Genomic DNA, 18290 nt, shown 5'->3' on the forward strand with positions numbered 1-18290 from the left:
TATATACCCTTATAAAGCGTTCTCAAACCAGGGTGCTTCTTTAGTGTGAATTGCAACAGGAGTAAAGCCTGCTAAGTCTAAAATAGTTTGGCTAGCTCTATGGGCTAATGCCATAACTGATAAGGACGGATTTATACCCGGTGCACAGGGAAATACGGAACTATCTACAACATGAATATTATCGTAACCAAATAGCTGGAAATTTTCATTAATAACAGCATGTTTGGGGTTAGTGCCAATAGCGCAGCCTCCCATTAAATGTAACCCGATTGGCATATGAGGTTTATAAATTGCATTGGGGTTGAGGCTAGCAAAAATATTATACACTTGCTCCATACCTGCCATGGCCTTTTGGTTGTCAAGATCAGATAGAGTTTTATAAATTTTCAGTTGTCCTTTTCGGGTTAGTTTTATCTGGCCAGGGTTTTCGTCCCGAATGGCGACTTCGATACAAGCTAAGTGACGATAACGCTGCATAAACTGATGGTGAGAAATTCCATAGCCTGATTTCATCATAGCAATGGCAATCGGGCCTCCAAATACATTTTCTAACTTAAAGCCCTGTTGACGAAACCTTTGATCTGCAGACTTTAATGCTTGAAAAGCACCTTTATGGGCATCCACCGGGTCTGGCATGTCGGCGAAAAGCATATATTGTGGATGACAAAAAAAGCCTTTTCCTAACGCAGGCAAGGATTGGCCGAAACCAGATGTTAATAAAAGTTCAGAGCTGCCTAGAGCACCAGCAGCAACAATTACACGTTTGGCTCTGACCTGAATGGGTTGATTGGCTTGAAGCCCATAAATAACAACTTGTGGTTTGCCGTAGATGATTTGTTGTGCATGGAATTGATCTATTAAATGAACACCTTGTTGTAATGCTTTAGGTAAAAATGTAACCACCATGCTTTGCTTAGACTGACGATTACAGCCGCCTAAACAAACAATACAATCATTGATGTTATGGTTATGGCACTGACTTTGACCACGCCTGAGTGGTGCATATTCTAAATGATTATGCTCAAACCCTTTTGCATAGAGGCGGGCATTACCATTCCAATGCTGCTGAGGAATGACTTCAAGCCTAATGTGTTGCTCTATCTGGCTATAATGTTGATTGAATTCTTGACTCGTAAACCAGTTAATGCCTGAATGTTGTTTAAAGTGATCAAATGCAGCTCGGTCAAAGCGGTCAAGTAAACATTGATTGACAATAGTGCCTCCACCAACCACTTTGCCCCTTAAAAATAAAATATTCGCTTGCTTATTTAGTTCCATGCCTCCTTGCCAAAATAATTGGCTGTTAGCATGTAATTCATTGGTTGGGTATTGACCTACAGGAGTATTTTTACCTGCTTCTAGCAAGCAAACACTAGCGCCAGACTTGCTTAAAAAATAACTAAGCGTGCTGCCAGCAGCTCCAGTGCCAATGATGGCGAAATCATATAGTTTGTTCATGGGATTTATTGTTCTTATTCTGTCATTAACAGACTACAAAACTGGTACTGTAGTTTAATTGATTAAATAATACTATTGTGCATAAAGACTTAAAATAGAATATAACTTATGACAATTTTATATAATGTTTTAGTTTGTTGTCAGAATCATCTATAGCTAAGTTTACTGTAATCTATCTGTCATAAAACTTTTTAAACTCGAATATATTAAACTTACTTCAACAGATATGGCTAAAAATAGCAAGGAAAATAGAAAAGCGTATAAACGTCCATTGCGTTTTTGGACTAAAGTAAATCAGTAAAATGGCAATACATTAATTTAATGAGGCTATTAGTTCATATTTTTAAAACCCTGTTTTTATATAAGGAAAATAGGATATTGGTAAAACTATATCTTGGGTTAAGTTATACTTTCTCAAAAAATAAATATCTGAAAACCAAATAACTATCCATCCATCTTAGTTGTCACTGATAAATTATTAATCGCCAATATGTTATATTATTGTTGCAGTTTTTAGCATGATGGTTCTGGGGCGAGATTTTTGAAGTTTAAGAGAATAACTTCCTGGCAGCATCAGCAGGAAAAGTCAAGATACATTGCTTGATAACTAAAAAGTAACTGTTAGTCAAAACACTTGGTCTGGTGTAGTAGCTTCCAGTGCTAACAAGAGTAAGTAGTGAGACTGATAAAACAGCCACCAACTGTTTTGTATCACTATAAATCTTGTTTATATATTTTACATGCAATGTAATGCTTGTGAATTAAATCAATATAATGTGTTGAAATAACACGAGTTTTTAGGGTTGGTACCCTACATGCAATAAGGAATGCACGTAGGCGGCTTGAAAAGCTATCGTTAATATCCTTGAGGGAAACCCTAATGAACTTGAAATCTTTTGCTAAAACAGCTTTATTTTCAGCTACTTTGTTAGCACCTTTCACAGCTTCTGCATCTTTATTGCATTTTGACTTAATTCCTAGCACTGGTATTTTTCAAAATGTATTAGACACTGATGGTGCTCCTATTGTAGCTACTAATACAGACTTAGGCGCTTCTTTTGAAAGTGAGTTAGTCTGGTCTGATGAAGGGGGTACTTCCAGTAGTTTAACCCTAAATACTATTAAATCAGTGGATATTACTACTGCAGGTAGCCCAGCATTACTGTCAACTATTACCCATAACAATATGGTGCTGCAAACACCAGTAGCAACTTTGGCTAGTGGGCAAATATTTGGTGGTTTGAATTTAAGTAGTATGTTCTCGCTTGGTGAGGGAAGATATAAAGAACTGCCTGGTAGCCCTACATTAGGTGAAGTAGCTGAAATGGTATTGGCTAGCCCTGATACACCAGCAATGTTGCCGGGTGCAGACATACCCAACTCTATCTTGAGCTTATTTAATTTCGTCTTTGATGAAACACTCAATAATGCATCTCCATGTCCCTATGGAGATCCAAACCCATGTGATGATGCATTCACAGCATTTTTATTAGGAGATATTCCACTACCCATTCAAATTAAACTGATTATTGATAGCGAAGCTTATATGCTGACGATCTTTAATACCATAAATGATCCTACTGGTGATTTTGCTAATGCTATAATGGATCAAATGTTTATTACAATGGAAGGTGAAGAAACAGTTCTATATACCTTTGCTCAGTTGATGTATGTCCCTGAGCCTGCCAGCTTAGGTATATTAGGACTAGGGTTGTTAGGCATGGCAGCAAGGAGAAGATTGTTAAGCTAGCTTCAAAGCAGAAGTTAACTACTCAAAGCGCAGCTTACGCTGCGCTTTTTTGTTTGTGAAGTTGAATTTAAGAGTTTGTAGAAAGTAGATAGCACATCACTGCTGTCCCATAAGATTGAAACAAAAAAGGCTTAAGTCCCCATAAGTTGTTACAATGAGAGTGCAACCAAACACTGCAAAACCAGAGGATTTAAGCCTTGGCTCATCGTAACACAATCTTGCACCAAATACTTCAGTTGCTTTCTAGACATGAGTTTGAATCACTAGCCAATCAGCATCATACGGGTCAACGGCTACGTAAAATGACTCGGTGGGGGCAGTTTGTTGCGCTATTATTTGGTCAACTCTCAGGTCGCAATAGTTTGCGTGACATCATTGATCACCTATCGATTCAGCAGCATAAACGCTATCACCATGGTATTGGAAATATCACCAGAAGTAGTTTGGCCCGTGTCAATGAACAGCAACCCGCTACGCTTTATGAAGCCTTGTTTTATAAGTTATTAAATAAATGTCATCATCATCGGCCAGGGCATAAGTTTCGTTTTAAAAATCCATTGTATTCTCTTGATGCATCAGTGATCGACTTGTGTTTATCCATGTTTCCTTGGGCAGATTTTCGAAAAAGTAAAGGTGCTATCAAGTTACATGTTGGGTTTGATCATAATGGCTACTTGCCTGCATTTATGAGTATTACTGAAGGGAAATGTCATGAAATACAGATAGCACGCAGCCTTGATCTCCCCAAGGGGAGTATTCTTGCTGTAGACCGTGGCTACACTGATTATCGCTGGTTTAATACTTTAAATGAGCAAGGAATCTTCTTTGTAACCCGACTAAAAAAGCAAGCCAAATACCGTGTACTAAAGCGCCAGCCTACCGACAATAGCAGTACAGTCACTTCTGATCAGCACATTCAGTTGACTAGCCAACAAGGGGCTGTTTATAAAGGTCATTTACGTCGTATCGGTTTTAAATGCCCAGAGACTGGCAACCAATATTACTTTTTAACTAATAATAGTAAGCTCGCAGCCAGCACCATTGCAGCTATTTACAAAGAACGCTGGAAAATAGAGCTATTTTTTAAGTGGATAAAGCAAAACCTAAAGATAAAATCGTTTGTCGGTACCTCTAAAAATGCCGTGTTAACCCAGATATGGGTAGCCATGTGTGCTTATTTGCTCGTCGCTTATCTAAAATTTTCTCATGGAATAACACTATCGATCACTCAAATAGCTCGACTCATGCAACTCACTTTGTTTGAGCGTAGAGAGCTTAAAGCATTATTTACACCCTCACCACCGAATAATACAGATGATCATAAGCAAATGAGGATGCTGTAAATGTGGGACAGCAGTGATAGCACATATATTTGAATATTATCAGCGGTAAATTAAACTGTAAGATAAGCTAATTACTTTCATTAGGCTACTAAAATGTATAAAATATTATTGACCTGGCTAATTTTTTTACCAGTTTTAACTTCAGCTGAACCGATTTCTATATCTACAGGAGAGTGGCCACCTTTCACAGACTCGAAAGCTAATAACCATGGAATAGGCCTCCAAATTGTTAAAGAGTCATTTGGTAATGTAGGGCATGATGTGACATTTAAATTTTTTCCTTGGAAAAGAGCATACTCAGTTGCTAAAGACGCTGAATATCAAGCCAGTGCTATTTGGGCAAAGAATGATGATCGAACAGTAGATTTTTATTACTCTGATCCTGTCATAGATAATGAGACTGTCTTTCTGTATTTAGAAGGAACAGTGTTTAATTGGGAAACACTAGCTGACTTAAAAAAATATAAAGTAGGAATTACAACAGGATATAGTTATGGCCAAGAATTTGATACTGCAGTTAAGAACTCTGTATTTTCAGTAAGTACTATCACGAGTGACTTGCAAAATATTAAGAAACTATTAGCCGGTCGTATAGAGGTTTTTCCAATTGAAATCAATGTAGGCTACTCAATCATAAAGTCCAACTTTCCAGCTGATAAAGCAGCTAAAATAAAACATCATCCCAAAATACTAAATACAAGCCCTACATACTTGATAGTCCCTAAGAAGTTAGGTGAGGAAAAAGCCAAAAAAATTGTTAATGACTTTAATAAAGGCCTAAGTATGTTGAAAGAAAAGGGACGTTATAAAGAAATTCTTAATAGTATTAGATAATACTAGCCTTTGGTTCAAAGGGCTTTATTAGATTAGTGAAGCTTTAAACTAACAATTAAAATAGTTGCCAAAAAGATACTGATAAAGAACCATAGCTGTGAGAGTGTGGTTGTTTTTTAAACTCTCTAGTGCGAAATACTTTGGCAAAAGATAATTTTACATTCTTTATAGTAACACTGAGCCCAATAGAAGCATCCGCAACCCATGGCTCTTTGTCAACAGAATGGCTATCTCTGAAGGTATTGCCATCAAGAAAAATATCTCTACCTACCAGGCGAGAGTCAACGGAAGCAAATAGATGGATGCCGAATCCATCTGTTAATTTCCAGCCTTTACCTGGAGCACTATTATCTCCTCCAGGTCGTACTGACGAAGTGCCAAAGTCATCAGGAATTTTCCAACCACCACGAACCTCAAAACCAGCATTTAAATAGGTTGATACATTACCTAAAGCACCACCAGCGTGTAATACCGCGTCGTAACCTATACCATAATTAGCTGTTTGTGAAATAAATTTATGCTTATGTTCATAAAGCGCAATAAAGCCTGGTTCATTTTTTAACTGATTATCCCAACCATTAAACTTGTCAAATCCTCTTAAATCATGGATAAAGTCTTGAGTTTCTTGGGCAAAAGAAAGTGGGCCAACAACACCAAAATTCAGTTCAATAGTATCTAATTGATATTCTGAACGAGCGTGATAAGCGGCACCAAAATAAAGCCACCCTGCATAAGGACGCTGATCGTTGATTAGGTCTTTTCGCGCTATATCTTCAGGGGTATACATGACTTGGGCAAAAGATAATACAATATTATGATTAACTTTCATTTTAGGGTGAAAGAAAGTTAGTTGCTGGTTGATGTAACTAAACCAGTCAGGAAATTGTTCATCTTCCTCGAAACTTTTTAAATTAGGAGAAACTAAAGAAAATCTGGTGCCGTTGGTATAGTTTTGATCTGTTTCAGCAAATAAGTCATTTTCAAAATAAAAGTTGCCCGTCCATAGTTTTTCTGACTCTGCATAATTTTTTTTTGAAAAAAAGCATAAATATAGAGTGACTGTTACCAGTAATATTTTATTAATGTTACAGAAAGGCATACTTAAATCTTCTGTTGTTAAAATCCTAACTAGTATAGTAGAGAAGCTCGTTATATAAATACTATAAGTAGATGAGAAACTATATTCGATAGATATTATATGGATGTTTCTGTTACATAAACTATTTTTTGTATAGTCGTCACTTATTGGTAAGATAATCCAGTGAGATAATGTTTGTGGTGCTAGTGACTGTTAATGTGATATATCGCTACTTTATTTTGTTGCTAAGCTTATGTATTTGAATAAAAAATAATTGAATGTTGTTCGAAAAATACTAAAGTTGTCGTGTTTATTTGCGTGAATAATTTGATGCCAAAAAAATGGTATTCATTGTGAGTAATAAGTATGTAGCAACTGCAAGTGAATTCAATTTTTGTCTATCATTGAATACTTTTTTGAAATTATGGGAAGAGTATAAACTCATAATCACAAAAAAATGTTATAAGCTGTAATATTAAAAATATCCGTCCTTGGTTGAGTTTTAATGTATTGACCTATATAGAAACAATCAACGCCAATCGACATTAGTTAAACAGGTATTATGTTTGCCAGACATGCTGCTCTTTGTTACCAATAGCAGTGAGGATTTAGAAGATTTTACTATTCAAAATGATAACTATGAACAAGTTATGCAATGTCTTAATAGGTTACCAGAAAACTTAAAGTCAGTCCTTGTCTATCGGTTTATTGAAGGGGAGGTACCCTGAAATTGCCTTTCGGCTTAACCCTGCCCAGCCTACAGTAAGAAAACATATTCAGCTTGGGCTGAGTAAACTCAAGCAGCTTGCGGTAGCGTGACTGCTTTCAAGTAAGTGGGAAGGGGAGGGACTAAACAGGCTAACTTGCTGCCCTTAATTCCATTTAGTATGTAGGCGACTTGGGACAGCAAGCTAGTGGGTTACTGCAACCATAAATGGATCTGTTTTCTTTTATATTAGTTGCTTTTTGATGTTAATTCACTTGTTCTGCCAGTTGTCTTACTGCTTTTAAGGCTATGGGCTCAAGCTCTGACTGACGCTCTTGCAAACCTTGAATGATTTGGTCTTTCATTGGTCTTGCCCAGAACCGGTTGATGTGGTTAGCCACGGCAGCTGCTGCCTGTTCTGGGGCATGCTGGTGAGACAAATTGGCAGCAATATGGTTGGCCATATTAATTAGCTTTTCGAGATGAGTGTTACTCATTGATAGTGCTCCATAATTGATTTAAGTATTATTTAGCAATTTAATTTGTAGTTGTTATTTTTATTTATATGCTTGGTTATAGATTACATGCCGATTGCCGCGAGCGAAAGCAATTAAATTCAATCCTGCGTACTTTGCCTGACGAACGGCTAAATATGTAGGAGCAGAGGCAGCAACTAACGTACAAACACCAAGCTGACAAGCTTTGTGAACCATTTCATAACTGGCACGGCTAGAAACAAGTACGAAACCTGTGGTGGTATTAATACTGGACCGTGCTAGTGCACCTAATAACTTATCTAAAGCATTATGTCGACCAACATCCTCTTTCACCAGCTGTATGTTTCCAGTAAGGTCACACCAGGCTGCGGCATGAACAGCACCTGTTAAAGTACGTAAATGTTGATGTTGGGCTAAAGTATTTAAACCAACTTGTATTGAATTATGTGTTGGTAATGGTTGGGGAGTAAGAGGCTTAACTTGCTGTATAGCTTGGTCTAGTGACTCAACACCGCAAAGCCCACAACTGGTTCTGCCGGCAAGTTGGCGACGTTTGTGCTTTAATTGGTTAAAGCATTGTGAGGCAAGGTTTATCGCCACTTCAAGTCCCTGTGAGTGGTTAATAATGTTAATGTCGTATATAGCTTCAACTTTGTCTGCAATCCCTTCAGACAGGCTAAAGCCTAAAGCAAAATCTTCTAAATCTTGTGGTGTTACCATCATTACTGCATGAGATATCCCATTGTAGCTCATGGCAATGGGGATTTCCGCCGCAACTTCATCTTCAAACTGTTGTATACAGCCCTGCTGCCACTCAGTAATTTCCATTGTCTGGTGGCTGAGAGTGTAGTCTGTTAGCTCACTGTTTATCAAACTGCTATCCAGTGAAAAATCATCTTGCCATTGGCTTTCCAAGGCTTTGTTGACTTTGCTCAAACTTACAACAGATAATTTATTATTCAAGTTGCTCAAATTAAAACACCACTTAAAGCCTTACTTTTATGAATTTGTTGGTAAAAACTCCAGTTGTTGTTCAGTAAAACGTTGAAACTGCTGCTGCCAGTTAGATGGCTTGGCTACTTTGCTAACTTGCACCGCAGTTACCTTATACTCTGGGCAGTTGGTGGCCCAGTCTGAGTTATCTGTGGTTACTACATTGGCACCACTGGCTGGATGGTGGAAAGTAGTGTACACCACACCAGGTTGAACGCGCTGAGTGATTTTGGCACGTAATACTGTCTCACCTGCACGACTTTTGATGCCTACCCAGTCACCCTCATTAATACCACGATCTTCGGCATCATGTGGATGTATTTCTAACAGGTCTTCCTGGTGCCAGGAGACATTTTCTGTGCGACGGGTTTGTGCGCCAACATTGTATTGGCTAAGAATACGACCAGTAGTGAGCAATAAAGGAAACTTCCGGCTAGCACGTTCTTCAGTGGCCACATATTCAGTGATAGCGAACCAGCCTTTACCTCTCACAAAGGCATCAGTATGCATAATTGGAGTACCAGTGGGCGCGGACTCATTACATGGCCACTGAATGCTGCCCAGCTTGTCGAGCTTTTCATAGTTAACACCAGTAAAAGTTGGCGTGAGTGAGGCAATCTCATCCATTATTTCTGATGGGTGGTTATACTGCATCTCATAACCAAGTGCTTTGGCTAATGCTACAGTGACCTCCCAGTCTTCTTTACCCGCTAAAGGTGGCATGACTTTACGTACCCTTGATATCCGTCTCTCGGCATTAGTGAAGGTACCGTTTTTTTCTAAGAAAGATGCACCGGGTAAAAATACATGGGCAAACTTGGCGGTTTCATTTAGGAAAATATCCTGCACTATCAGACACTCTAAGCCTTTTAATGCAGCCTCTACATGGTGGGTATTGGGGTCAGACTGAGCAATATCTTCTCCCTGGCAATAAAGGGCTTTAAATTCACCATTAATTGAGGCGTCAAACATATTAGGGATGCGTAAGCCCGGCTCATTATCGAGAGTAACCCCCCAGACCTGCTCAAACTGTTGTCTAACTGTATTATCTGATACATGTTGATAGCCGGGTAATTCGTGAGGGAAACTGCCCATATCGCAGGAGCCCTGCACGTTGTTTTGGCCTCTTAATGGGTTAACCCCCACTCCTTCACGGCCTACATTACCTGTTAACATTGCCAGGTTGGCAATGCCCATTACCATGGTAGAGCCTTGGCTATGCTCGGTAACCCCTAACCCATAATAAATCGCACCATTATTGGCCTTTGCATAAAGCCGCGCAGCCTGACGCAATTCTTCGGCGGGAATGCCGGTAATATCCTGGGTGTTTTCTGGTGAGTGGCGCTCATTACTAATAAATGTTTGCCACTGTTTAAATGCCTCTGTATCACAGCGCTTAGCAATAAACGATGGGTTATGTAGTCCTTCTGTGCAAATGATATGGGCCATTGCATTAATAAACGCTACATTTGTGCCAGGCCTTAGTTTTAGGTGATGGGCTGCTTGGATATGGGGGCTTTTTACCAAATCAATCTGACGCGGGTCCACTACAATTAACTTTGCGCCTTCCCTTAACCGTTTTTTCAGTTGCGAGCCAAATACAGGGTGGCCATCTGTGGGGTTAGCCCCAATTACCATGACAACATCGGCATATTTAACTGAAGCAAAGGTTTGGGTACCGGCAGATTCCCCTAAGGTCATTTTTAACCCATAACCAGTTGGGGAGTGACAAACCCGGGCACAGGTATCCACATTGTTGTTGCCAAATACGGCACGCACTAACTTCTGGACTAAGAAGGTTTCTTCGTTAGTACAACGAGAGGAGGTGATGGCCCCTATACTACCGCGACCGTATGTATGTTGAATGGAAGACAGTTTGTCAGCTGCAAATTGCAGTGCCTCTTCCCAGCTGACCTGCTGCCATGGCTGGTCGATTGACTCGCGAATCATTGGGGTAGTTATGCGGTCTTTATGGGTAGCATAACCAAAGGCAAAACGACCTTTAACACAAGAGTGCCCCTGGTTGGCTTGGCCCCCCTTATACGGCATCATCCGGATAACTTGGGTACCTTTCATTTCGGCTTTAAAGCTGCAGCCGACACCACAATAGGCACAGGTTGTCACTACACTGTGTTCTGGCTGACCATGCTCAATAACACTGTTGTCCATTAAGGTAGCAGTGGGACAGGCTTGCACACAAGCGCCGCAGGAGACACATTCTGAATCCATAAAGGCCTGGTTTTGCCCAGGTGAGACTTTTGATTCAAAGCCGCGGCCTTGAATAGTTAGGGCAAAAGTACCTTGCACTTCGCTACAAGCTCTGACACAACGAGAGCAGACAATACATTTGCTGGGATCAAAGGTGAAATAAGGGTTAGAAGTGTCCTTTTCGGCAGCTAAGTGATTATCGCCATCAAACCCGTAACGCACTTCTCGTAATCCAACATCCCCTGCCATATCCTGTAATTCACAGTCACCATTACTGGGACAAGTGAGGCAGTCGAGGGGATGATCAGAGATATACAGCTCCATCACGTTACGGCGTAATTTAGCGAGCTTTTGCGTTTGGGTGTTAACCACCATACCTTCGGCTACAGGTGTTGTACAAGAGGCTGGGTAACCACGACGGCCTTCAATTTCCACAGCGCATAAACGGCAAGAGCCGAATGCTTCCAGTGAATCGGTAGCACATAATTTTGGGATATTAATATCAACTTCAGCAGCTGCTCTTAGTATGGATGTGCCTTCAGGTACGGTAACAGAAACGCCATCTACCACCAAACTAACTCGTTTTTCGGATAGCTTGGGGGGAGTGCCATAATCTTTATTGGGATCAAAATATTCTAACATGTTCAGCAGCCTCCCGTTTTGGTATTAGTCGGCTGAAAATCGTCGGGGAAATGATTAAGCGCGCTCATTACTGGGTAAGGGGTCATTCCACCCATGGCACAGAGTGAGGCATGGGTCATGGTATCGCATAAGTCTGTCAGTAATACGGCATTGGCCTGGGTATTGTCACCTGCACGAATTTTATCGATGACTTCTACACCACGGGTGGAGCCTATTCGGCAAGGTGTACACTTGCCGCAGGATTCCTCTACACAAAATTCCATGGCAAAACGGGCTTGTTCTAGCATATCAACTGTGTCATCGAATGCGACAATGCCACCATGACCTACCATTGCATCAATTTCCATAAAAGCTTCGTAATCTAAAGGGGTATCCCATTGATGCTCAGGCAAATAGGCACCTAATGGTCCACCTACTTGTACGGCTTTTATCGGGCGACCAGTTAATGTGCCAGCACCGTACTCTTCCAGTAACTCACGTAAACTGATGCCGAAAGCTAGCTCTATCAGGCCACCTTGCTTGATATTGCCTGCTAATTGAAAAGCTAGCGTACCGCGAGAGCGGCCCATACCGAAATGCTCATAATAAGCTGCCCCCTTTTCTAAAATAATAGGCACAGTCGCGAGGGATAACACGTTGTTAACAATAGTGGGTTGGCCAAATAAACCTTCAATAGCAGGAATAGGGGGCTTGGCTCTGACTAAACCACGCTTGCCTTCTAAGCTTTCCAGTAGCGAGGTTTCTTCACCACAAATATAGGCACCTGCGCCTAAGCGTACTTCTAAATCAAAGCTGAAATCACTGCCTAAAATATTGCTTCCAAGATAGCCGTGTTGATAGGCCACAGCTATTGCTTTATTCAACATTTGGTTGGCATGGGGGTATTCTGAACGTAAATAGATATAGCCTTGGCTTGCCCCTGCGGCGATACCAGCAATGGTCATCCCTTCGATTAATGAAAATGGATCTGCTTCCATGATTAGTCGGTCTGCAAAGCTGCCAGAATCACCCTCATCAGCATTACAGACAATATATTTTTGCTCAGCGGGGGTGTCTAATACCGTTTGCCATTTAATGCCTGTAGGGAAGGCAGCACCGCCACGCCCACGTAAACCTGACTGTTTTACCTCATCAACAATGGCTTGTGGGCCAACTTCCAAAGCTTTTTTTAAACCGATATAGCCTTGATGAGCTGTATAATCTTCAATGGAGGCGGGTTTGATTATGCCTGCGCGCTGAAAGGTTAATCGCTGCTGTTTTGATAGATAAGGAATTTTTTCAGTTAAGCCTAAATACAAAGGGTGTTGTGGATCACCTGATAAAAAATTGCACTCAAATAATGAAGTAACATCTTCTGGTTGAACTGGGCCATAGGCTACTCGGCCATCAGCGGTTTCCACTTCAACTAAAGGTTCTAGCCAAAATAACCCTCTGGAACCATTACGTATTAACTGAAAATTAGATTGATATTCCTCAGCTTGTGCTTGAATAGTTGCAGCTACCTGATCGGCACCAACAGAAACTGCAGTAGAGTCACAGGGCACAAATACTCTAATAGAGGAGGGCTGACCAGTTGGTTGCGAAGTTGCTGTAGTTGTTTGAGTTAATGTGGTCATTGGACCTCCACAGCAACGGTTTGCATTTTATCAACTAACTGGTTGAACTTAGTGGCTGTCATTCGGCCATGGATATCATTATTCACCCTGACTGATGGAGAGCAAGCACAGTTACCCAGGCAATAAACTGGCTCTAGTGTGAAAACGCCATCTAGTGTGGTTTGGTGATAATTAATACCTAGGGTTTGCTTGATGGTTTGTTCTAGTTGTCGGCTACCCATGGCCTGGCAGGCTTCAGCACGACAAACCTGAATAACATACTCGCCACAAGGCTTGGATCGGAAGTGGTGATAAAAGCTAATCACTCCATGGACATCCGCCTGAGATAGATTAAGCTTGTCAGCAATCAGTGGCACGGCATCGGAAGGAATATAGCCCAATTGATCCTGGATGCTATGCAAAATAGGTAGCAACGCACCGGGTTTGTCTTTTAATGAGTCAATCGACTTTTCAACTAATTGCCGGTCCCAGCTAGAGTTACCCTGCATTCTGTTCCTCACCTTGGTTAAACCACGTTCATTGGTGCATACCCATTGATACTCAAGGGTTTGTTATTGTTTTTCAATCTTGGAAGGGTAAACGGCAACTATGCAAACCTGCATAGCCGTTTAAGACATGACAATAGTTAATTAAGACACTTATGATTTGTTTATTTAACCTGACGTTTGGTGATAGTTTGATTTGATAATCATTTGCATTTATTGGGTGATAATGAAAAACATACCAATTGAAACGACCTAAAATAAAAATAGCAATTACTAGAACAATATCGTTGTTAAACTTAAAAATAACAGATAATGGGCGACCTATATTAGGCTGAATTTTAGTTTATTTTTATATTTAAACAGTTTTTTATGGAACATTGAGTAAGTCGTCTTTTAATAATTGTGTATTAATAACGCTGCCTTGCTCAAAGGGAGTGTCAAAAATACATGGAAATAATAAGTGTTTGTCAAGCATTTCAATTACATCAGTTAGTAATATATCTAAGCTAAATTTAATAGGTTTAAATTGTTGCCAATTTTGAATAGCACAAGCAAGTGCAAAAGATTCATTTGGCCAAAGCGGAAATAATTGATAACCGCTGGCATAGTTTATAGCCCAATGGCCTTTGTATAAAGTCCAAACTTCTTTATTGATCGCTACCTCCTTCATGAAATATTGATATCGTCTCAAGCGAGATAAGGTTGTTATTTTATTTAACTCATCAGTTAATGGAGACCGCATAGATAACCCCATTTATACAATTTAAAAAATGGAGCATGTCAGCCCCATAAAGTTAGAGGACTAATATATAGAAACACTTTACAGCCGATTAATAGAAATAAAATAACTCAAAGAAACTATTGAGTTAATACAACAGATTTGGTTAGTCAGTTGGCTTTAAACAACGCAAAACTAATGTTGAAGTGAATGATTAGTGCTGCTATAAATGCTGTTAAATGCCGACAGTACTTGCTAATAACATTACCTGTCGTGTGTTCACTATAAATTGGTATAGTAGTCTCAGGCAATACATAAATATTATGAAAAATATTCATATATTGGGTGTATGGTTGTCGGGCTGACGGAGGGTTACATAGTTGCTAATTTCTCTCGACTAATAATCACCACTGCTGTTACGACCATAAGGCCTCCAGCCACTCGATATAAGTTCAGCTCTTCATTTAAGATTAATACTGCAAGGATAATAGTGACTATAGGTTCTAGCGTAGATAGGATAGCAGTATCTGAAGCGCCAATTATCATATTACCTAAATTAAGTGCAAGAATGGGAATGACTGTACTAAAAATAATCAAACCTGCTGTTGCTAGCCAGCCACTGCTTTGTTGAGGTAGTTTAACCTCGCTGGTTATTAAGGCTGTAATGGTGTACGTTAATGCTGCACCGATAAAAATGTAAGTAGTACTAGTGATAACATCTTTGTTGGTTAAATAGTGATTGGATAATATAATATAAACTGCATAGCCAAGCGCAGCAGCTAAACTTAGTAAAATACCTAATAGGCTTCCTTCTGGCACTCTACCTACTGCAAAAAACACCCCTATAAGAGCAATGGCTAAAGCTGTGACTTTTAGTTTTGTTAGTAGTTCTTTGAACAAAAACCTAGCGATTACTATTACAAAAACTGGAAATAGATATAGTAGAATAGCCACTAAACTTGCTGAAGCGTATTGCATGGCTGAGAAGTAACATAATGCAATTGTAGCATAGACAAAGCCAAGGCATATACTTGGCCAGCAAAGCTTGTTCATAGGTTTTTTTTGTAGGTGAAGAACCATTAGTAAGCAGGCGGCTGCACCTATAAATCTTATCCATAAGAGCCCTGTCGGGTTTGCTCCTGTTGTATATATTACTGAAGCAAACACTGGTTGAAAGGCAAATGTGATTGCAGCAAATAAGATGTAAAAGGCCCCTAATGGCCATGATCTGGTTTTCATAAGCTCACTTAAAATGAAAAGCTTTCTATACGAAAACAAAGGTATAGTGCATGTCTGTTTAAGACATAGCTTTGCCTGAAAAGCTAACAAACATTAATAAGGGTTAATTCTATGACTAATAAAATACCAATGGGAAAACACTGGTCAAAAGTTGAATATCTCCACCAATCAGTGACAAACCCAAATATTCATATTAAAGGAACACACAGTTACTATAGTGACGCCTGGACGGGTGGTTTTGAAGAGTCTGCTGTACGTTATTTGTACGGTGATGCATATAGTCGGGCTACTTGGAAACCTCAGTGGAAAAATGATCAACTATATATTGGTGACTATGTTTGTATTGGTGCAGAAGCGGTTATCTTGATGGGAGGAAATCATACCCATAGAGTGGATTGGTTTAGCCTGTATCCTTTTGGTGACAATATTATTGATGCTTACCAAGGAAAAGGTGATACAAAAATAGCTGATGGTGTATGGATTGGCATGCGTGCTATGATTATGCCTGGTGTGAAAATTAGTGAAGGGGCTGTTATTGCATCTAATGCAGTGGTGACAAAAGATGTATCTCCATACTCTATAGTGGCAGGCAACCCAGCTAAAGTCATTAAGATGCGCTTTCCTCAAGTTATTATCGAACGCCTGTTAGCCTTAAAAATTTATGACTGGCCTGAAGAAAAATTTAATGCAGTGCAGCAATGGATATGTGCTGATAATATTGAGCAACTTGAATCTGCTTTGATAGCTTATGAGAAAGAGAAAAGTATAGAGGGTTAAAACAGTTCTACATCACCTTGTGTAGGTTTACAGTTTATTGATTGAATATACTCAGCTTCACGCTGTTGAATAGTATTGTTGTGTAAGGAGCGCAGCTTTTTCATTTTGACAGAGCCAGAGTCTGAAAAATACAAGACTTTTCTCGGATATATATCCCCCAAATCTTCAGCAATGACTTGGAGATTTTCATTGCTGAGATAACTTTTAACAAAGTCTATATTGCGTTTACCAATATTGGTCATATTTTGCAAAACTTGTCCACCACCAAAAAGCTTAATCTCCAAATTTCGTTTACTGCCACCATGCTTGAGAATTTCATTAATTAAATATTCCATTGCCCAATTACCATAACGCATTGATGAGTTAGTCTCAGTCGCATTGGATGTTTCACCACTTAAATCACCTGGTGACGGTAGCATAAAATGATTCATACCTCCAACTTTGATATTTATATCCCGTATACAGGCAGAAATACAAGAACCAAGTACTGTACAAATCATTTCACCATGCGTGCTAACATAAAATTGTCCGGGTAATATTTTTGCTGTTGGGATATTCCAGCGTTTGTCCCAATATCGGTTAATATTTTCAAACCCTATTAAAGGATTAGGTAATTGAGGCTGCATATTCATACTACTATCTCTAGTTGATCTGTTGGTATATAGTGCGGCCTAATGGTTTAAAGTACCTATTATTGTTATGTAAATTTTCAGAGTGTCCAATAAAAAGGTAACCATTAGATTGTAGTATTTTTGCATATCGATTAATTAGCCTTTTGCGGATTTCCTGATCAAAATAAATCATGACATTACGGCAAAATATAATGTCGAATTTGCCACGCATTGGCCATTCGTGAAGTAGGTTTAATTGGTTAAATGTTATTATTTTTTTTAAAGAATCTTTCACTTTTACTTGGTTATCATTAGTTCTATCACAGAACCACTTTTTCAACCTTGGTTCGCTAACCGTTTTAAGTTGGTCTTTCCGGTAAATACCTGATTTAGCATGATTAAGTACATTTGAATCTAAATCCGAAGCTAAAAGTTTAGTATTCCAGTTAGGGTTGATCATTTCTCGCATAATGATAGCAATGGAGTATGGTTCCTCACCGGTGGAGCACCCTGCAGACCAGATACGAACTCGCTTGTCATGCTGGTGTTGACGAATGACTTCAGGAATTGCTGTTTTTTTTTAAAATTCAAAATGATGTGGCTCACGGAAAAAAGAAGTTAAATTAGTGGTAATGGCGTTGACAAACTCTTTATGCTCTGTATTGTTTTCTTTCTTAAGTAAGTCACAGTATTGCGAAAATGTTTGTAACTTTAGGGAGCGTAAACGTCGAACAAGACGACCATAAATCATGTCTCTTTTATGCTCACGCAATTTAATCCCAGTAATATTATAAGCGATTGTCTGAATGAAAGCGAAGTCATTATCGCTCATAGGAAATTCGCGGCTTAAATAATCATTTTTAGTGTTAATTGTCATGTTGTTGCAACGTAATAACAATGGCGATGATAGGGCATTATATCTAGGTTTTTTGAGTATAGGTTATAAAGTTAAGATATAGCATGTAGTGTAGTATCTTTATGACAGTATATTTATAGGTATGAATATTAGTCAGATATTATAAGTGGGGTATACCCATTCAAGAATGATTCTTAGGCTTTGTTATCTTCATTTCTGATTACCAAGGATAATGAGAATGCAGTTAAAAGTATTATGACATGGATGTCATATATTAGCGCAATGCGGGGCAATTGCCGAGGATCATTTAACTGTCACCCTGTCTGCCTATTATCTATAGGGTTATGGGGGTGTCGTCACTTAAAGGCTTCCTCACTTGGGTATATTTAATAGGTTGTAGAGTTGCACAGTTAATGACGATTGATCACAATAGTGTAACAATAGCTTATTAAATCAACATAAAACCAATTTATGATAAA

The 18290-nt window shown here is 39.3% G+C and carries 17 protein-coding genes; 5 read left to right on the forward strand and 12 right to left on the reverse strand.

The window, feature by feature from the left end; all coding sequences use genetic code 11:
• Positions 1-9: 9 nt before the first annotated feature.
• Positions 10-1458, reverse strand: coding sequence for an FAD-dependent oxidoreductase (locus tag G4Y78_RS07720; protein WP_163832482.1), 1449 nt, complete (start codon positions 1456-1458; stop codon positions 10-12).
• A gap of 880 nt (positions 1459-2338) precedes the next feature.
• On the opposite strand from G4Y78_RS07720, the gene G4Y78_RS07725 reads away from it, so the two are divergent.
• The 3 genes from G4Y78_RS07725 to G4Y78_RS07735 all read left to right on the forward strand — a co-directional run bounded on the left by G4Y78_RS07725 (position 2339) and on the right by G4Y78_RS07735 (position 5385).
• Positions 2339-3208, forward strand: a complete 870-nt coding sequence (locus G4Y78_RS07725) for a PEP-CTERM sorting domain-containing protein (RefSeq protein ID WP_163832483.1) — start codon at positions 2339-2341, stop codon at positions 3206-3208.
• Between the two features lie 197 nt (positions 3209-3405).
• The gene (locus tag G4Y78_RS07730) at positions 3406-4551 is read left to right on the forward strand and encodes an IS4 family transposase (protein ID WP_163830996.1); all 1146 of its coding nucleotides are present in this window, start codon (positions 3406-3408) and stop codon (positions 4549-4551) included.
• 93 nt (positions 4552-4644) lie between these two features.
• A complete protein-coding gene (locus G4Y78_RS07735) occupies positions 4645-5385 on the forward strand; it encodes a substrate-binding periplasmic protein (protein ID WP_163832484.1) in 741 nt (246 codons plus the stop codon).
• A gap of 55 nt (positions 5386-5440) precedes the next feature.
• On the opposite strand, the gene G4Y78_RS07740 is transcribed toward G4Y78_RS07735, so the two are convergent.
• Positions 5441-6484, reverse strand: a complete 1044-nt coding sequence (locus tag G4Y78_RS07740; protein ID WP_163832485.1) for a lipid A deacylase LpxR family protein — start codon at positions 6482-6484, stop codon at positions 5441-5443.
• Between the two features lie 545 nt (positions 6485-7029).
• On the opposite strand from G4Y78_RS07740, the gene G4Y78_RS30770 reads away from it, so the two are divergent.
• Positions 7030-7191 (forward strand): RNA polymerase sigma factor, encoded by a 162-nt coding sequence (locus G4Y78_RS30770; protein ID WP_222937659.1) that lies wholly within the window; start codon positions 7030-7032, stop codon positions 7189-7191.
• 244 nt (positions 7192-7435) lie between these two features.
• Here the strand turns inward: G4Y78_RS30770 and G4Y78_RS07745 are convergent, their stop codons facing one another.
• The 7 genes from G4Y78_RS07745 to G4Y78_RS07775 form a co-directional block, all read right to left on the reverse strand.
• Complete coding sequence (locus tag G4Y78_RS07745; protein ID WP_163832486.1) at positions 7436-7666, reverse strand: formate dehydrogenase subunit delta; 231 nt, start codon at positions 7664-7666, stop codon at positions 7436-7438.
• Between the two features lie 60 nt (positions 7667-7726).
• Entirely contained in the window at positions 7727-8638 is a 912-nt protein-coding gene (gene fdhD, locus G4Y78_RS07750; RefSeq protein ID WP_230425711.1) for a formate dehydrogenase accessory sulfurtransferase FdhD, read from the reverse strand.
• A 27-nt stretch (positions 8639-8665) separates the two neighbouring features.
• The gene (gene fdhF / locus G4Y78_RS07755) at positions 8666-11509 is read right to left on the reverse strand and encodes a formate dehydrogenase subunit alpha (RefSeq protein ID WP_163832487.1); all 2844 of its coding nucleotides are present in this window, start codon (positions 11507-11509) and stop codon (positions 8666-8668) included.
• Positions 11510-11511: 2 nt separating this feature from the next.
• Positions 11512-13125 carry a formate dehydrogenase beta subunit gene (locus G4Y78_RS07760; RefSeq protein ID WP_163832488.1) on the reverse strand — a complete coding sequence of 538 codons (1614 nt, stop codon included), beginning with the start codon at positions 13123-13125 and terminating at the stop codon, positions 11512-11514.
• The gene (locus G4Y78_RS07765) at positions 13122-13613 is read right to left on the reverse strand and encodes a formate dehydrogenase subunit gamma (RefSeq protein ID WP_163832489.1); all 492 of its coding nucleotides are present in this window, start codon (positions 13611-13613) and stop codon (positions 13122-13124) included. Before G4Y78_RS07765 ends, G4Y78_RS07760 begins: the two co-directional genes overlap by 4 nt.
• 364 nt (positions 13614-13977) lie before the next feature.
• A complete protein-coding gene (locus G4Y78_RS07770) occupies positions 13978-14352 on the reverse strand; it encodes a DUF2750 domain-containing protein (protein ID WP_163832490.1) in 375 nt (124 codons plus the stop codon).
• Positions 14353-14700: 348 nt separating this feature from the next.
• The gene (locus G4Y78_RS07775; protein WP_163832491.1) at positions 14701-15567 is read right to left on the reverse strand and encodes a DMT family transporter; all 867 of its coding nucleotides are present in this window, start codon (positions 15565-15567) and stop codon (positions 14701-14703) included.
• Between the two features lie 129 nt (positions 15568-15696).
• Here G4Y78_RS07775 and G4Y78_RS31515 point away from each other — a divergent pair, with 129 nt between their 5' ends.
• Positions 15697-16344 (forward strand): CatB-related O-acetyltransferase, encoded by a 648-nt coding sequence (locus G4Y78_RS31515; protein WP_408022093.1) that lies wholly within the window; start codon positions 15697-15699, stop codon positions 16342-16344.
• On the opposite strand, the gene cheD is transcribed toward G4Y78_RS31515, so the two are convergent.
• The 3 genes from cheD to G4Y78_RS30780 are packed head-to-tail and all read right to left on the reverse strand — an operon-like array spanning position 16341 to position 17832.
• A complete protein-coding gene (gene cheD, locus G4Y78_RS07785; protein ID WP_163832493.1) occupies positions 16341-16976 on the reverse strand; it encodes a chemoreceptor glutamine deamidase CheD in 636 nt (211 codons plus the stop codon). The two genes, G4Y78_RS31515 and cheD, sit on opposite strands and share 4 nt — an antisense overlap.
• A gap of 10 nt (positions 16977-16986) precedes the next feature.
• A complete protein-coding gene (locus tag G4Y78_RS30775) occupies positions 16987-17523 on the reverse strand; it encodes a CheR family methyltransferase (RefSeq protein WP_222937726.1) in 537 nt (178 codons plus the stop codon).
• Positions 17524-17535: 12 nt separating this feature from the next.
• On the reverse strand, positions 17536-17832 hold the full coding sequence (locus G4Y78_RS30780; RefSeq protein ID WP_222937660.1) for a hypothetical protein: 297 nt from the start codon (positions 17830-17832) through the stop codon (positions 17536-17538).
• Between the last annotated feature and the right edge of the window lie 458 nt (positions 17833-18290).

The organism is Spartinivicinus ruber, assembly GCF_011009015.1.
Classification (GTDB): domain Bacteria; phylum Pseudomonadota; class Gammaproteobacteria; order Pseudomonadales; family Zooshikellaceae; genus Spartinivicinus; species Spartinivicinus ruber.